Annotated in this window: 14 protein-coding genes; 12 read left to right on the top strand and 2 right to left on the bottom strand. The window is 37.4% G+C overall.

From position 1 onward, the window contains the following. Nucleotides 1–11: 11 nt before the first annotated feature. Genes ATZ35_RS05180 through menC form a run of 5 tightly spaced genes read left to right on the top strand, consistent with a single transcriptional unit; the run spans nt 12 to nt 6,526 of the window. Complete coding sequence (locus ATZ35_RS05180; protein ID WP_208929805.1) at nt 12–1,481, top strand: o-succinylbenzoate--CoA ligase; 1,470 nt, start codon at nt 12–14, stop codon at nt 1,479–1,481. Next, nucleotides 1,478–2,860 carry an isochorismate synthase gene (locus ATZ35_RS05175; protein WP_208929804.1) on the top strand — a complete coding sequence of 461 codons (1,383 nt, stop codon included), beginning with the start codon at nt 1,478–1,480 and terminating at the stop codon, nt 2,858–2,860. The genes ATZ35_RS05180 and ATZ35_RS05175 overlap by 4 nt, the downstream gene beginning before the upstream one ends. Then, a complete protein-coding gene (gene menD, locus ATZ35_RS05170) occupies nt 2,844–4,568 on the top strand; it encodes a 2-succinyl-5-enolpyruvyl-6-hydroxy-3-cyclohexene-1-carboxylic-acid synthase (RefSeq protein ID WP_208929803.1) in 1,725 nt (574 codons plus the stop codon). Before ATZ35_RS05175 ends, menD begins: the two co-directional genes overlap by 17 nt. Then, the gene (gene menH, locus ATZ35_RS05165) at nt 4,565–5,395 is read left to right on the top strand and encodes a 2-succinyl-6-hydroxy-2,4-cyclohexadiene-1-carboxylate synthase (RefSeq protein WP_208929802.1); all 831 of its coding nucleotides are present in this window, start codon (nt 4,565–4,567) and stop codon (nt 5,393–5,395) included. The genes menD and menH overlap by 4 nt, the downstream gene beginning before the upstream one ends. A gap of 21 nt (nt 5,396–5,416) precedes the next feature. Then, entirely contained in the window at nt 5,417–6,526 is a 1,110-nt protein-coding gene (gene menC, locus ATZ35_RS05160) for an o-succinylbenzoate synthase (RefSeq protein WP_208929801.1), read from the top strand. A 55-nt stretch (nt 6,527–6,581) separates the two neighbouring features. Here the strand turns inward: menC and ATZ35_RS05155 are convergent, their stop codons facing one another. Next, the gene (locus ATZ35_RS05155) at nt 6,582–8,108 is read right to left on the bottom strand and encodes an AMP-binding protein (RefSeq protein ID WP_208929800.1); all 1,527 of its coding nucleotides are present in this window, start codon (nt 8,106–8,108) and stop codon (nt 6,582–6,584) included. Between the two features lie 307 nt (nt 8,109–8,415). Between ATZ35_RS05155 and rpsF the strand changes: the two genes are divergently transcribed. From rpsF to dnaB, 6 genes are all read left to right on the top strand, one after another. Next, complete coding sequence (rpsF, locus tag ATZ35_RS05150; RefSeq protein ID WP_010766612.1) at nt 8,416–8,718, top strand: 30S ribosomal protein S6; 303 nt, start codon at nt 8,416–8,418, stop codon at nt 8,716–8,718. Nucleotides 8,719–8,766: 48 nt separating this feature from the next. Next, on the top strand, nt 8,767–9,318 hold the full coding sequence (ssb, locus tag ATZ35_RS05145) for a single-stranded DNA-binding protein (RefSeq protein WP_208929799.1): 552 nt from the start codon (nt 8,767–8,769) through the stop codon (nt 9,316–9,318). Nucleotides 9,319–9,343: 25 nt separating this feature from the next. Then, the gene (rpsR, locus tag ATZ35_RS05140; protein WP_010762117.1) at nt 9,344–9,583 is read left to right on the top strand and encodes a 30S ribosomal protein S18; all 240 of its coding nucleotides are present in this window, start codon (nt 9,344–9,346) and stop codon (nt 9,581–9,583) included. Nucleotides 9,584–9,758: 175 nt separating this feature from the next. Continuing rightward, nucleotides 9,759–11,735 carry a DHH family phosphoesterase gene (locus ATZ35_RS05135; protein ID WP_208929798.1) on the top strand — a complete coding sequence of 659 codons (1,977 nt, stop codon included), beginning with the start codon at nt 9,759–9,761 and terminating at the stop codon, nt 11,733–11,735. Nucleotides 11,736–11,770: 35 nt separating this feature from the next. Further along, the gene (rplI, locus tag ATZ35_RS05130) at nt 11,771–12,223 is read left to right on the top strand and encodes a 50S ribosomal protein L9 (RefSeq protein ID WP_069653499.1); all 453 of its coding nucleotides are present in this window, start codon (nt 11,771–11,773) and stop codon (nt 12,221–12,223) included. Nucleotides 12,224–12,364: 141 nt separating this feature from the next. Continuing rightward, the gene (gene dnaB, locus ATZ35_RS05125; protein WP_208929797.1) at nt 12,365–13,735 is read left to right on the top strand and encodes a replicative DNA helicase; all 1,371 of its coding nucleotides are present in this window, start codon (nt 12,365–12,367) and stop codon (nt 13,733–13,735) included. A 63-nt stretch (nt 13,736–13,798) separates the two neighbouring features. Here the strand turns inward: dnaB and ATZ35_RS05120 are convergent, their stop codons facing one another. Next, nucleotides 13,799–14,347, bottom strand: a complete 549-nt coding sequence (locus ATZ35_RS05120; RefSeq protein WP_208929796.1) for a GNAT family N-acetyltransferase — start codon at nt 14,345–14,347, stop codon at nt 13,799–13,801. Nucleotides 14,348–14,594: 247 nt separating this feature from the next. Between ATZ35_RS05120 and ATZ35_RS05115 the strand changes: the two genes are divergently transcribed. Beyond that, nucleotides 14,595–15,887 carry an adenylosuccinate synthase gene (locus tag ATZ35_RS05115; protein WP_208929795.1) on the top strand — a complete coding sequence of 431 codons (1,293 nt, stop codon included), beginning with the start codon at nt 14,595–14,597 and terminating at the stop codon, nt 15,885–15,887.

Here is a 15,887-nt window from a genome sequence, read left to right as displayed (position 1 = left end):
GGGTGAAAAACATGAGTAGTTGGCTGCAAAAACAAGTAAATGAAAGACCCGATCATCCTGTTTTTTATTGGCAGGATGAAATATGGTCATTTGCTGAAGTTGGGCAGGAAGTCAAACAGTGGGTAGATACATTTTCTATGAAAATTCCCAATAAAGAAAAAAGAATTGGTCTATTTAGCCGTAATTCAAAAGAAATGTATTTTTCAATTCTTGCTTTGTGGGAGTTAGGGAAAGAACTGGTTTTGCTAAATACGCAATTAAGCATACAAGAACTTCGTTATCAATTGACGGATGCTAAGGTAAATCAGGTAGTGGTTGCTACGGAAAGTTTGTCCTTTTTTGCTAAATTGGACTTTTTAACTGTAATTGAAATGGTACAGCCTGAAAATAGCGTTTTATCAACAAGTGAAACCACTGCTACCTATCAACTTGATGCAACAGCTTCGATCATGTATACATCAGGTACTACAGGGAATCCCAAAGGTGTTGTGCAGTGTTTTAGTAATCATTTGGCTAGTGCTTTAGCAACGCAAGAAAACATGAAAATCACAGAAGCAGATTGTTGGCTATGTTCGGTCCCTTTATTTCATATCAGTGGGCTGTCAATCATAATTCGTCAATTAGTATTAGGTTGCAGTTTACGTTTATATAGTAAATTTGAGGCAAAAACAGTGACGGAAGATCTAGCTGATGGTCGGGGAACGGTGATTTCGGTCGTGGCGGTCATGTTGCGGGAGTTGCTAGAACATTATCCTAAGAACGGCTACAGCTCAACTTTTAAAGCAATGTTGCTTGGAGGCGGCCCGATTTCACCTAAAGCTTTGGAAAAATGCGAAAGTTATGGTATTCCTGTGATTCAGTCATATGGAATGACTGAAACCTGTTCACAAGTCGTGGCTTTAAGCTTTGAAGATGCTGCGAAAAAAATTGGTTCAGCAGGTAAACCTTTGACGGGCATCGCGATCAAGATCATTGATGCTAATGAAAAACAGCTAGAGCCTAACAACGTCGGTGAGATTCTATTAAAAGGGAAAAATGTCGTTCGTCACTATTTAAATGGTGAACAATGGCAAACCGTAAAATGGACGCCAGATGGCTGGTTCAAAACGGGGGATATGGGGTATCTGGATGAAGATGGATATCTTTATTTGGTCAGCCGTTTAAGTGAATTGATCATTTCAGGCGGGGAAAACATCTATCCTACAGAAATTGAACATGTTTTACAAGAATTTCCGGGAGTAAAAGAAGTTGCAGTCATTGGCGAGCCCGATGAAAAATGGGATGCAGTTCCTGTAGCGTATATTGTTGGTGCACCTTCGATCACAGCAGAAATGATAAACGCTTTTGCAAAACAATATTTAGCAAAATATAAACTACCTAAACGGGTTTATTTATGCCACTCGCTCCCAAAAACAGCTAGTGGGAAATTAGCGAAACACCGTTTAACAACAATAGAAAGGGAGGCTTTTTTAAACAAATGAGCATTCCTAAAGAATTAGTACAAGCTTTTGAAAAAGGCTATCGACAATTTAGCTGGGTCAAAGAAATAAATGAAAACCAAGATTCTTTGCGTACTTTTTTTGAGAAGGGGCAAAAAAAATATAGAGGCGAACGTTTTTATTGGCAAACACCAGAAAAAAACTTTACGCTAGTTGGTTTCGGTAAAGCAAAAGAACTGACGGATGATCAGGCATCTTTTGAAAAAGTCGATGCATTTATTTTAGAGGAAAAAGCAAAAATTTATCAAAACAACTTTATTACGGGAACGGGTGCCATTTTGTTTGGTGGCTTTGCTTTTGATAACAAACCAACCGAGCAAAATGATTGGGGGCGCATGGAGCAAGGGCTATTCTATTTGCCAACCTTTTTACTGACAGAAACCGATGGAAAACAGTACCTTACAATGAATTTCAGTGCTGAAACTGAAGATATATTACAGAAAAAGTGGCAACAACTCACAGTAGAGTTTGCAAGCGTTATGGAAACTGAAAAAGTAGCGAAAAAAGGACCTGCACAAATCAAAGCAGAAGAAATTGCGGTCTCAGAGTGGATGACGGTCGTTGACGACACTGTAGCGAAATTGCGAGAAGCAGGTCCGTTAAAAAAAGTTGTTTTAGCCAGACGGATGGAAGTGGAGAGTGATCAACCCTTTCAAGCGGAGGTTATTTTACAAAATCTCCAACAACAGCAAACGAATACGTATTTTTTTGTTTTAGAATCGGATGAACAAATCTTTATTGGTGCTACACCGGAACGCTTATTAAAAGCTTCTAAAGAAACCTTTTCAACTGCTAGTATCGCAGGTTCTGTTTCACGTGGAACAACCGAAAGTGAAGATGAATCACTAGGTCATTATTTGCTAAATGATTTGAAAAATAAGCAAGAGCACAAAATCGTGGTCGATAGAATCATCAAAGAGTTAGAACAGATGACAGGGACTACGATTCAAGCAGCAACGCCACAACTGTTAAAGAATCGTGATATTCAGCATTTGTACTTACCGATCGAAGGAAATCGGCAAAAAGCTTATCGATTCTTGAAGGGAGTTCAGCAACTACATCCAACACCAGCATTAGGCGGAGAACCAAAGGAATTAGCTATAGCGTGGCTTAAGGAGCATGAACAGTTGGATAGAGGATTATATGGTGCTCCAATCGGCTGGGTTGCGATTAAAGAAGATATTGGCGAATTTGCCGTAGGGATTCGTTCAGCAGTGTTTACGGGGGCGATTGGTTATTTATATGCAGGTTGCGGGATCGTTAAAGATTCTCAAGCAGAACAAGAACGAATCGAGACAAAAATCAAATTTCAACCGATGTTAAGAGGAATAGGCGGGGAAGATCGTGACAAATCAAAGTGATATGACGAATTATTTACAAACCTTTGTTGAAGGAATGATCAGTAGTGGTGTAGAACAAGCTGTGATAAGTCCAGGTTCACGTTCCACACCACTCGCTTTATTATTGCATCGACAAGAACAAATCAAAACGTTTATCGAAGTGGATGAGCGATCTGCAGCTTTCTTTGCATTAGGGTTAAGTAAAGCAAGCAGTAAGCCGGTTGTTCTATTATGTACATCAGGAACCGCTGCTGCCAATTACTATCCAGCAATTTGTGAAGCATATGCTAGTCATATGCCGTTGATCGTTTTGACTACAGACCGGCCACATGAATTACGTCAAGTTGGTGCGCCGCAAGCAATGGACCAATTCCACTTGTTTCAAGGTCATGTCAAAGAGTTTATCGAGATGGCTATTCCAGAAGGTACGAAAACAATGTTGGATTATGCTTATTGGCAAGGAATGCGAGCGACAGATACAGCCTGTCAAGTCCCTAAAGGTCCTATTCATTTGAATTTTCCATTACGAGAACCGTTATTACCAAATTTAGATCGATCATTGATCGCTGAAAAAACAACTGCTATTTTGGCAGGTAAAAAGCAACTGTCAAAAGAACAGATAATCAACTGTGTTGATGCTTGGCAAGGGAAGAAAGGTATTTTAGTCGTAGGCGGCAATCATACATCAGAAGAAGCTGAGGTATTTATTAAATTAGCTGAAACCTTAAACTGGCCAATCATTAGCGATCCGTTGGCAAATATCACAACTTGCGGCAAAAACAGTCCGTTGATCATGAGTTGTGCGGATCTATTTATCCAAGAAGTTGAAATGATCCAATATCCAGAAGTAGTAGTTCGCTTTGGAATGTTACCTATTTCCAAAAATACAATGTTTTGGCTACAATCACTTGAGGATAAGACTACAATGTATTTTGTTGATGAAACAGGTGAGTGGCAAGACCAATTAAAACAAACACAAGTTGCGATCCAAGTCGAAGAACAAGCTTTTGTTCAAACAATCATTGATAAAGTTGAAATAAAAACTGTGGACTCATGGAGCAATCAATGGATTACTTGGCAAGAAGTAACAGAACAGCAATTAAATGAACTTAGCGAAATGAAAACATTAAACGAAACATCAGCAAGTCTGCTTGTCCATAAGAAAATGGCCGATAACGGTCAGTTGTTTGTTTCTAACAGTAATGCAATTCGCTTTCTAGACCGGTTTTCAACAGCTGAATCGAATCATTATCAATTATTTGGAAATCGTGGGATCAATGGCATTGATGGGATTATCTCAACGGCGTTGGGGATGTGTGCAATAAATCCAGAGCGTCAGAATGTGTTGTTGATTGGTGATTTGGCGATGTATCATGATATGAACGGGTTATTATTGGCTAAACGTTATAACTTACCATTGACGATTGTTTTACTGAACAATAATGGTGGCGGTATTTTCTCTTTTCTTTCACAACGTCAGTTAGCAGCGGAGGATTTTGAACCAATTTTCGGAACACCGATCGATTTAGATTTTTCTTTAGTTGCACAATTATATGATGCAAACTATGTCAAAGCTGAAAGTTTAGAACAGTTGGCGGTATTATTGGAAACAACACAAAAACAGCCTGCATTTCAAATTATTGAAGTTGTTGGTGATCGTCAAGAAAATGTTCAACTATACGAAAAAGTAATGATGGAATTAAAAGAAAAGCTAAGGGAAAAACAATGAATGCAACGATAAATGGCGTAAATTATTATTATGAGTGGTTTTCAGAGTACAAAGCGAACCGATCAACGGTGGTTTGCTTTCATGGATTTACAGGTACTAGCCAGACATTTGCGCCTGTTTTTCTAAAAGAACTAGAGTTCAATATTTTAGCGATTGATTTAATTGGTCATGGAAAAACCGACTGTTATGTCCATCCATATCGCTATCAGATGGATTGCTTGTGTCAAGATATTGCCATATTGACTGAGCAGCTAGGTATTTTCAAGTTTTCGTTATTAGGCTATTCAATGGGCGCTAGAGCAGCTTTAGGATTCGCCCGCTTATTTCCTCAAAAGATTCAGCAACTGATCTTAGAAAGCGGATCTCCAGGTTTAAAGGGGAAAACAGAGCGAATACTACGCAAATATTCTGATGAACATTTAGCTGGTTTTATTATGAGTCACTCTATCGAAGCTTTTGTTGAGAAATGGGAAAATCTACCTCTTTTTACTAGCCAAAAAAGACTATCAATCCAAGTTCAGGAAACTGTACGCCAAGAACGTTTAGCGCAACGAAATTTTGGACTTGCCTGTAGTTTGTGGTTTATGGGGACCGGAGTTCAGCCAGATTTTTGGCCAGAGTTAGATAAGATAAAAGTACCAACTTTGTTAATAGTTGGCGAGTTAGATCATAAATTTCAACAGATTGCTGCGGAAATGAAAGAAAGACAACCCGCTTTTTTGATTGAAACCGTTAGTAACACAGGTCACTGCGTCCATTTAGAAAAACCACAAACGTTTGAGAAAATTGTTACATCATTTGTCACTAGCCCACCAGAAGACAGCTAACAACTGAAGGAGGACATATAATTGAAAATTCATCGAATTGACTGTTATCGTGTTCGGCTGCCACTAAGGATTCCCTTTGAAACAAGTTATGGTCGTTTAGCAGAGAAAGCTTTTGATCTTGTGTTAGTGACCGATGAACTGGGGAATCAAGGAATTGGCGAACTGGTTCCGTTTGAGCAGCCAGATTACATAGAAGAGACAATTGATATAGCACGTATCATACTTCAAAAGCATTTGATTCCTTTACTGGATAATGTAGACATCCAACATCCTAAAGAAGTAGCACTGCTTTTTAACGAAGTAAAAGGAAACCACATGGCAAAATCTAGCCTTGAAACAGCAATTTGGGATTTATATGCTAAACGAAATGGAAAAAGTTTAAAAGAGTATTTTACTGATACTAGAACACAAATTCCTGTAGGTGTCAGCGTCGGTATCCAGACGGATTTGACTAAATTATTGGATCAAATCACTAAATATGTAGCACTAGGATACCAACGAATTAAATTAAAGATCCGTCCTGGTTATGATTTGAAACCAATTGATGCTATTCGGAATAAATTTCCTGACATACTATTGATGGTGGATGCTAATTCAGCCTATACCATTTCAGATAGCTCACATTTGAAACAATTGGATGCATATGATTTAGCTATGATCGAACAACCTTTTGCAGCGAATGACTTTTTAGATCATGCACAATTGCAAAAAGAACTGAAAACGGATATCTGCTTGGATGAAAATATTCGAACACTTAAAGATTGTGAATTGGCTTTTTCGTTGGGAAGTTGTCGGAGTATAAACCTGAAAATTCCTAGAGTTGGTGGACTCACAGAAGCGATGAAAATCGTTGAGTTTTGCAAAGAAAAAGAATTACTGGTCTGGCTGGGTGGAATGTTTGAATCTGGTGTAGGTAGAGCGTTGAATTTACAGTTTGCCTCTCAAAAAATATTTACTTTTCCTGGAGATATTTCGGCTTCTGATCGCTATTATTACGAAGATATTATTACTGAACCATTTGAGATTCGAAAAGGGGAAATCAACGTCCCTGATGGATTAGGAATTGGTGTTTTATTAGCTCAAGAAACGTTATTGAAATATGGAACTTACAACTCCTTATTTGTAAAATAAAAAGAATCACAAACTAATTTTTTTGCTTAGTTTGTGATTTTTTTATGCTCGATTTTTAATTTTCTTTCAAGGCTTTCTCAATTTGTAATCGTTGGACTTTCATTGTTGCTGTACGAGGAATTTCATCCCAATCCATGATAATCGGTTTGTTCAAGTGAGGTAAATCAGTTACTTGTTCCCACCAAGCATCCCAGTCCATTCCTTGCTTTGGATCAACAGCTAAGATTGGTTGAGGAGAGTTATCTTTCGCTCGAACAATGATCACTTCTTGAAGAAAATCAAGAGCATCTAATAAATGATCCTCAATCGCTAAATTACTATCAATTTTATCAATTAAATCGACTTGACGGTCTTTAAGGAATAAATGCCCATTTTCATCCATAAAGCCATAATCACCACTGTCCCACCAAGGACCAAAAACAGTTGCTTGGAAGCGGTCATCTTCTTTAAAGTAAGTTAGCGCGCGTCCTTTAGACAAGAATTGAATATGACCATCAGTCATAGCCGGTAAAACGTTACCGTCCTTATCCGCGATTCGTGCTTCAGTTAAACCTTCTAAACCAACCCCCATATCACGAGCATCAGATAGTTTAAGTGATTCTAATGTATGAGCTTTTAGGATCATTGGACCACATTCACTTTGACCATAAACTTGAAGGAAAATTGGATCATTTTTTTCTGAAGCTTTTAAGAAGCTCGCCATAGTAGCATTATTAATAGCATCGAAAGTAGAATGATAATAACGAACGTTTGCAAAAGCTTCAGGCTGGCTTTTTGCCAGAGATGTCCACTGAACGAAATTATTTGGATGCGTTTCTAGAGCGATTGGTTGATATTTTAAGAGCATTTCTGCTACGGAGTCACTATTCGATATCGATAATGGCATCATCGGGAAACCCATAGCCATCAAAGAAGAAATCCCAATATTGAAACGAGAGTGAACAGGCGAAATATGAAACCCAACCAGCTTTTTCTCGGCGATTTTTGTAAAGATTGTTTTTTGCCATTTTGTACGCCACCCCATAGAATTAGCAGAGTGACAGATTAGTTTAGGAATACCAGTTGTGCCAGAGGTATGTGTCATGTAAGCAATCATATCCTTAGGTAATTCTACTTGAGGGACCTCATTAGCGGGTGCTTGTAAAAGGTTTGCCACTGAAATTTGTTTTTCGGGTGAACTATTCTTTACTTTTGCGATTCTTGATGCCGTTTCTTCATCAAATAGGATAAACGGATTTTTCAAACGATCAACAAACACTTCAATTGTTTCAGCTGGGAAATGATAAGAAATCATCGCTGGAACAGCACCTAAATAGGAAGCGGCAACTGCCAACAGATACGTATCGAATTTTGAGCTTTTGAAAATGATGATTTTATCTTCAGCTTTTACGCCTAAACTAGCCAATTGATAAGCGCGGTTTAAGATCGCCTCATGACTTAATTGATAGGTGTAATTCGTTCCAAGTTCAGGAAAAGCTGGTAGAGGTTCATCATGAATAATGGCTGTTTCAGGGGTATTACGAGCTGCCTCAAGATAATTCGTGTACAGGTTGAGCGGTTGGTATTCTAACAATTGATTCAATGTAACAGCATCCTTTCAAACTACTTTAGATTATTTGTGTAATTTCGAACAAGGATAGTATACCATGAAAAATAAATAACCTAAATCATAAGTAAAAAAGTAAAAAAAGCTGATTTACACGTATATTAATAGTAAGACCTGAGAGAAAAATGATTGTCAAAAAAAATGATCAAAAATTGCGAAGAATACTTGATTTTATCAGCTTTTAACTGTATAATGAAACATTGTGAGTAGTCTATATATTTTAGATAACTCTCCTTGCTCTTAGCAAACTAAGAGCCTAAAGTCCATAGGGAGGTGAAAATCAATGAGTCAAGTTACGAATTATGAAGTTATGTACATTATTCGTCCGAACATTGATGAAGAAGCAAAAACTGCTTTAGTAGAACGTTTCGACACGATCTTAAAAGATAACGGAGCTGAAGTTATCGAATCAAAAGATTGGGAAAAACGCCGCTTAGCTTATGAAATGAACGGATTCCGTGAAGGCATCTATCATATCGTTAAAGTATCTTCTCCATCAACTGCAGGAGCAATCAATGAATTTGATCGTCTTGCTAAAATCAATGACGATATTATCCGTCACATGATTATCAAGGAAGAAGTTTAATCAAAATGTTTCACGTGAAACATTGGGTTGACGAAAGGAGATGTTTAAATGATTAACAACGTTGTATTAGTTGGAAGACTAACAAAAGATCCAGATTTACGATATACATCTAGTGGTTCTGCGGTTGCGACATTTACTTTAGCGGTAAACCGTAACTTTACGAATGGAAATGGAAATCGTGAAGCAGATTTTATTAACTGTGTGATTTGGCGTAAACCTGCTGAAACAATGGCAAACTATGCGCGTAAAGGTACATTATTAGGCGTAACTGGTCGTATTCAAACTAGAAATTATGAGAATCAACAAGGTCAACGTGTATACGTAACTGAAGTTGTTTGTGAGAATTTCCAGTTGTTAGAGTCTCGTTCTGCTTCAGAACAAAGACAAACAACAGATGGATCAGATTCAACACCTAGCTATAATGCTGGTGGCGGAAATAGTTTCCAACCACAGAACAATAATTTTTCAGGACAAAACAATTTTAATCAATCATCCTCTCAGTCTAACAATAACGGTATGCCTGATTTCGATAGAGAGTCTGATCCATTTGGTGGGACAGGTTCGACTATTGACATTTCAGATGATGATTTACCATTCTAAACGAATTTGATAGGAGGGAATAAGAATGGCACAACAAAGAAGAGGCGGACGTAAACGTCGTAAAGTCGATTATATCGCTGCTAACCATATTGAATATATTGATTATAAAGATATCGAATTATTAAAAAAATTCATTTCTGAACGTGGAAAAATTTTGCCACGTCGTGTAACAGGTACTGGTGCTAAGAACCAACGCAAATTAACAATTGCAATCAAACGCGCACGTATCATGGGCTTATTACCATTTGTTGGTGAAGAGCAATAATATAGAATTGTGTAAAGATCAAAGGACTAGTTTAGTTCTTTGATCTTTTTTTAGTTTAAATACAAACAACTGTGTGAGGCTTTAGAATGTTTCACGTGAAACATTTAGTGACTCGCAGAAATCACTTTTTTATGCTAAAATAACCTTATCTGCAGAACATGGAGGAGTCCTTATAATGAAAAAAAATGGAATGAAACGGATTTTGGGTTCTGTATTTGTTCTCTTTTTATTAGAAGTAATGTTGCTTTTCTTCTTATCTAATAAATACATGATTATAGCTGGCTTATTAATACTCAACCTTGTATTAATCAATCGGATTTTCTATTTAATCAAAAAAATTGAAATATCCAACACAGAAAAAATCAGAGAAGCAAGTACGATTGCAGAAAAGTCATTAGATTATGCTTTTAATGAAGTGTCCGTTGGGATCATAAATTACGATCCAGACACAAAAGAAGCAAAGTGGTTAAATCCGTTCGCGGAGGATATTTTTCATAAAGATGGGCAAACACTTATCAGTTCAGAATTAATACAAACCTATGTATCACGAGCTGAAAAAGGTAAGGATATATTTAAAGTTGGCGATCATGTATATCGTTTTAATATTGATACAAGTCAAAACACGATAACCTTTAAGGATATTACAGAAGAGAGTAATTTGTATCAAGAAAAATTGGAAATGCAGACAGCAATTGGAATCGTATCAGTGGATAATTATGACGATATTACAGATAGTATGGATGAGAAAGAAATTTCTTACTTGAATAGTTTTATCACTACAATGGTTTCTGATTGGATGGATGAGTATCAAGTGTTTTACAAAAGACTGAATGCTGAACGGTATTTCTTCATTGGACAGTTGGAAGATATAAAGAAAATGATGGACACTAAATTCCAAATTTTAGATAAGATCAGGAAAGAATCAAGTACAAGAGAAATACCAATAACTTTAAGCATGGGTATTTCATATGGTGGTGAAACATTAAGTCAAACAGGGAATACCGCCCAAACAAACTTGGATACAGCATTAGTTAGAGGTGGCGACCAAGTCGTAGTTAAAGAGGCAAGAGACAATGCTAAGCCCATTTTTTATGGTGGTAGAACAGCTTCCGTTGCGAAGAGAACGCGTGTTCGTTCCAGAGCAATGAGTACAGCAATTCAAGGGATTTTGGCAGAGTCATCCGATGTTTATATCATGGGACATCGCTTTCCTGACATGGATGCGATCGGTTCGGCTTTTGGGATGGCACGACTAGCTAAATTTCATCATAAGGAAGCTTGGGTCGTACTAGATAAAAATGAAAGTATTCCTGATGTTGACAGAGTAATGGCTGAACTGGGAAAATATCCTGAGCTGGCGAAGCAAATCATTACACCAAAGGAAGCAATGAAACGAAAAACAGACAGCAGTCTATTGATTATGGTTGACTACCATAAACCGTCACTTTCGATCTCGCAAGAGCTATATGAGCAGTTTGATAAAGTAGTAATTATCGATCACCATCGTCGTGGGGATGAATTTCCTGCTAAACCATTGCTAGCTTACATTGAATCATCTGCGTCATCTGCTTCAGAGTTAGTAACTGAGTTGATCGAATACCAAAGTAACGCTCAAAGAAGTTTAGACAAACTTGAAGCGACATTATTGCTAGCCGGAATCGTAGTCGATACAAAAAGTTTTAGTGTTCGAACAACGGCACGCACCTTTGATGTGGCCAGTTATTTAAGAACTTGTGGAGCAGATTCATCTTTAGTACAATATTTATTAAGCTCAGATTTAACTAGCTACTTGGAAATGAACAGTTTGATTGCTCAAAGTGAGTATGTTACACCTGATACAGTCATTGTAACGGGTAGTGAAGAGAAGGAATATGATAGTGTGACTGCAGCGAAAACGGCAGATACATTATTATCGATGGTGGGCATCAACGCAGCTTTTGTAATAACAAAACGAACGGATAAGCAAATTGGGATCAGCGCACGAAGTAATGGGTCGATCAACGTCCAACTGATTATGGAAAATTTAGGCGGAGGTGGTCATTTTACGAATGCTGCGGTACAATTAACAAATGTAACAGTGGCTGAGGTAAAAGAGCAGCTGCTGAAAGTGATCCAACAAAATATAGATGTAATGTATGATCCAGCTCCATAAACTTCTATGCTTTAAAAATAAGGAGGAATACTAGTATGAAAGTTATTTTTTTACAAGACGTTAAAGGTAAAGGGAAAAAGGGAGAAGTCAAAGAAGTACCAACAGGTTACGCTCAAAACTTTCTCATCAAAAATGGTTACGCTCAAGAAGCCAATAAAGGGAGTATCAGTGCTTTAGCTGGGCAAAAGAAAGCACAAGATAAACATGAAGCAGAAATTTTAGCGGAAGCCAAAAAAATGCAAGAATTTCTAGAAAAAGAAGAAACTGTTGTAGAGCTTAAAGCGAAGGCTGGAGAGGATGGGCGTCTCTTTGGGTCTATTCCTTCAAAACAAATCGCAGAAGCCTTAAACAAGCAATATAAGGTCAAATTAGACAAACGTAAGCTAGAACTATCACAACCGATTCGTTCACTAGGCTTTACAAAAGTTCCAGTTAAATTACATCATGAAGTAACGGCAACGATCAAAGTTCATGTTGTAGAAGAATAATGAGTAAAAAACAGAGGCTAACCTCTGTTTTTTACTTATTCCCAATCAAAAATGAAACGATAATGTCATTGTACATTTCGCTTGTTTCTTGTTAAAATAGAAAGACTGAAAAGCGTAATTTTAGCTATAGGAGAGAAAAAAATGAATGAAGTATGGCAAGATCGAGTACCGCCCCAAAGTATGGAAGCAGAGCAGGCCGTTTTAGGGTCAGTTTTTTTAGATGCTGAGGTTATTATCGATGCTTTAGAATACATAGAACCAAAAGATTTTTATCGCCGTAATCATCAATTGATTTTTCAGACTATGCTTACCTTGAATGATCGAAATGAAGCAATTGATGTGATCACGATCAAAGATCGCTTGGAACAAGAAAATCTATTAGAAGACGTGGGGGGATTAAGCTATCTATCTGATTTAGCATTAGCTGTACCAACGGCTGCTAATATTGTATACTATGCAAAAATCGTCGAACAAAAATCATTGCTTCGCAATTTGATTCAAACTGCTACAGAGATTGTTACGAAAGGATTTGAACAGGGGGAAGATGTTGAGACTATTCTAGATGATGCAGAACGAAGCATCTTAGAGGTTTCAGAAAAAAGAAATCGAAGCGGCTTTTTGTCGATTGCAGATGTCTTGAACACTTCAATCGCCAATATTGACCAACTGTATCAAAACGATGAAGACATTACTGGATTACCAACAGGTTATCCAGCCTTAGATAAAATGACAGCTGGGCTACAAGCAGAAGAATTAATCATTTTAGCTGCTCGTCCAGCCGTGGGTAAAACGGCCTTTGCCTTGAATATCGCGCAAAATATCGGGACTAAAACAGACCGTTCTGTTGCTATTTTCAGTTTGGAAATGGGGGCGGAATCGTTAGTTAACCGGATGCTTTGTGCGGAAGGTTCGATTGAAGCGGGACACTTACGGACTGGTCAGTTATCAGAAGAAGAGTGGCAAAACCTGATCATTGCAATGGGAAGCTTATCTAGAGCACAAATCTATATCGATGACACACCAGGTATTAAAATTACCGAAATTCGCGCGAAATGTCGTAAACTAGCACAAGAACGTGGCAATCTTGGTTTGATTTTGATTGATTACTTGCAGCTGATTGAAGGAACGGGTCGTGAAAGCCGCCAACAAGAAGTATCTGAAATTTCTCGTCAATTGAAGAAGCTAGCAAAGGAATTGAAAGTTCCTGTTATCGCCTTATCTCAATTATCTCGTGGTGTAGAACAACGTCAGGATAAACGTCCTGTGTTAAGTGATATTCGTGAGTCTGGATCGATCGAGCAAGATGCGGATATCGTAGCTTTTCTTTATCGCGATGATTACTATGATCGTGGGGAAGAAGGCGAGGATGGTGCTCGTGAAGAGCCAGAAATCGACAATGTGATCGAAGTGATTATCGAGAAAAACCGGAGTGGTGCTCGAGGAACTGTCGAACTGTTATTTATTAAAGAATTTAATAAGTTCGCTTCACTATCACCGAGAGAAGAATTCTAAGTATGAATAAATAGAAAGATAGCCCAGGTAAGTGTTTACTGAAAACTTACCTGGGCTATCTTTTTAATTGAAATCGGCCTTTAAAAGAGAATATTTATTTAAATCTCTAAACTCATTATACATAATAACTTCTGCTTTATCCGTTCCAACAAAAGAGAAACCACTTTTAAGGGCAACGGCATTACTTGCTTTATTTTCAGTATCCGCTCGAATACTTAATTTATTTAACCCCATATCTTCAAACCCAATTGCACAAACCTTTTTAACTACTTTTGTCATAAAACCTTTGTTGGTTTGAGATGAATGAAGCCAGTAACCAAGTTCAGCCTTTTTATTGTTAGTATCAATAAAATGTAAATCAATACAGCCAATTATTTTCTGATCAAAAGCAATAATAAATAAGCGATCTGTTCCCTTGATATAGCCTTCTAATTTCATCTTGATATAGTGCTCCTGTGGTTCAAAAGAGGTTGAAGAATCCACAAAATCAAGGAATCTCCTCAAATGATCCCGATCTGAATCAACAACTTCAAAAAGTTCCTGAGCCATCTCGAGAGTTGGCTGGACTAAAGATAGAGATTCGTCAATCTCCAAACAAAAAGAATGTTTCATATCCCGAATGTACCTCCTACTTAAGTTTATAATATATTGTTTATGATTATAACAAAATGAAATTTCTTTACAAGGGAATAACCAAATTTTCGTTTTTTTATCTGATGTAAAACCATTTTTAAATTAATGTTCGTGTTTTGCTTTATTTTTTAATTTTCTAAAAAATAATATTCGATTTTTCCTTGAAAGCGTTCTGTTTTATTGGTACAATAAATCAGGACAAAATAATTTAGAACGAGGTGTTCGAATGTCATCAGTTGTAGTAGTCGGAACGCAGTGGGGCGATGAAGGAAAAGGAAAGATCACAGATTTCTTAAGTGAGAATGCTGAGGTCATCGCACGTTATCAAGGCGGAGATAATGCAGGTCATACCATTAAATTTGATGGTGTAACTTATAAACTACACTTGATTCCTTCAGGTATCTTTTACAAAGATAAAATCAGTGTGATCGGAAATGGTGTTGTAGTCAATCCGAAATCACTAGTAAAAGAGCTAGCGTATTTAAAAGATAACAATGTGACCACAGATAATTTACGTATCTCTGACCGTGCTCATGTGATTTTACCGTATCATATCCAATTGGATCAATTGCAAGAAGATGCCAAAGGTGAAAATAAAATTGGTACAACAATCAAAGGGATCGGTCCAGCATACATGGATAAAGCAGCTCGTGTAGGGATTCGTGTGGCAGATTTATTAGATAAAGAAATCTTTGAAGAACGCTTGAAAATCAATCTAGAAGAAAAAAACCGTCAATTCGTCAAAATGTTTGATAGCGAGCCAATTGCGTTTGAAGATATTTTTGAAGAATACTATGAATATGGTCAACAAATTAAACAATACGTAACAGACACTTCTGTTATTTTAAATGATGCATTAGATGCTGGAAAACGTGTTTTATTTGAAGGTGCTCAAGGCGTTATGTTGGATATTGACCAAGGAACGTATCCATTTGTGACATCATCAAATCCAGTTGCTGGAGGCGTGACGATCGGTAGTGGTGTTGGTCCTTCAAAGATCAATAAAGTCGTTGGTGTATGTAAAGCTTACACTTCACGTGTTGGTGACGGACCATTCCCGACAGAATTGTATGATGAAACAGGAGAAACAATTCGTAAAGTTGGGAAAGAATATGGGACTACAACAGGTCGTCCTCGTCGTGTGGGTTGGTTTGATACTGTTGTGATGCGTCACTCTAAACGCGTATCAGGAATCACGAATTTATCATTGAATTCTATCGATGTGTTAAGTGGTTTAGAAACAGTAAAAATCTGTACAGCCTATGAATTAGATGGAGAATTGATTTATCATTATCCAGCTAGCTTGAAGGAATTGAGCCGTTGTAAACCGGTTTATGAAGAGTTACCAGGTTGGTCAGAGGATATCACTGGATGTAAAACATTAGCCGATCTACCTGCTAATGCAAGAAACTATGTTCACCGTATTTCTGAATTAGTAGGTGTACGTATTTCAACATTCTCAGTAGGTCCAGACCGTAATCAAACAAACGTATTAGAAAGCGTTTGGGCACAAATTTAA

The sequence above is a fragment of the Enterococcus rotai genome (genome assembly GCF_001465345.1).
Lineage (GTDB): Bacteria > Bacillota > Bacilli > Lactobacillales > Enterococcaceae > Enterococcus_L > Enterococcus_L rotai.
This window is presented reverse-complemented; position numbering and strand designations above follow the sequence as displayed.

Coding starts and splice junctions, on each gene's coding strand:
- dnaB (WP_208929797.1), top strand. CDS start 12,365: ATGAATGAAGTATGGCAAGATCGAGTACCGCCCCAAAGTATGGAAGCA.
- ssb (WP_208929799.1), top strand. CDS start 8,767: ATGATTAACAACGTTGTATTAGTTGGAAGACTAACAAAAGATCCAGAT.
- rpsR (WP_010762117.1), top strand. CDS start 9,344: ATGGCACAACAAAGAAGAGGCGGACGTAAACGTCGTAAAGTCGATTAT.
- menH (WP_208929802.1), top strand. CDS start 4,565: ATGAATGCAACGATAAATGGCGTAAATTATTATTATGAGTGGTTTTCA.
- ATZ35_RS05120 (WP_208929796.1), bottom strand. CDS start 14,347: ATGAAACATTCTTTTTGTTTGGAGATTGACGAATCTCTATCTTTAGTC.
- ATZ35_RS05135 (WP_208929798.1), top strand. CDS start 9,759: ATGAAAAAAAATGGAATGAAACGGATTTTGGGTTCTGTATTTGTTCTC.
- ATZ35_RS05115 (WP_208929795.1), top strand. CDS start 14,595: ATGTCATCAGTTGTAGTAGTCGGAACGCAGTGGGGCGATGAAGGAAAA.
- rpsF (WP_010766612.1), top strand. CDS start 8,416: ATGAGTCAAGTTACGAATTATGAAGTTATGTACATTATTCGTCCGAAC.
- ATZ35_RS05180 (WP_208929805.1), top strand. CDS start 12: ATGAGTAGTTGGCTGCAAAAACAAGTAAATGAAAGACCCGATCATCCT.
- ATZ35_RS05175 (WP_208929804.1), top strand. CDS start 1,478: ATGAGCATTCCTAAAGAATTAGTACAAGCTTTTGAAAAAGGCTATCGA.
- rplI (WP_069653499.1), top strand. CDS start 11,771: ATGAAAGTTATTTTTTTACAAGACGTTAAAGGTAAAGGGAAAAAGGGA.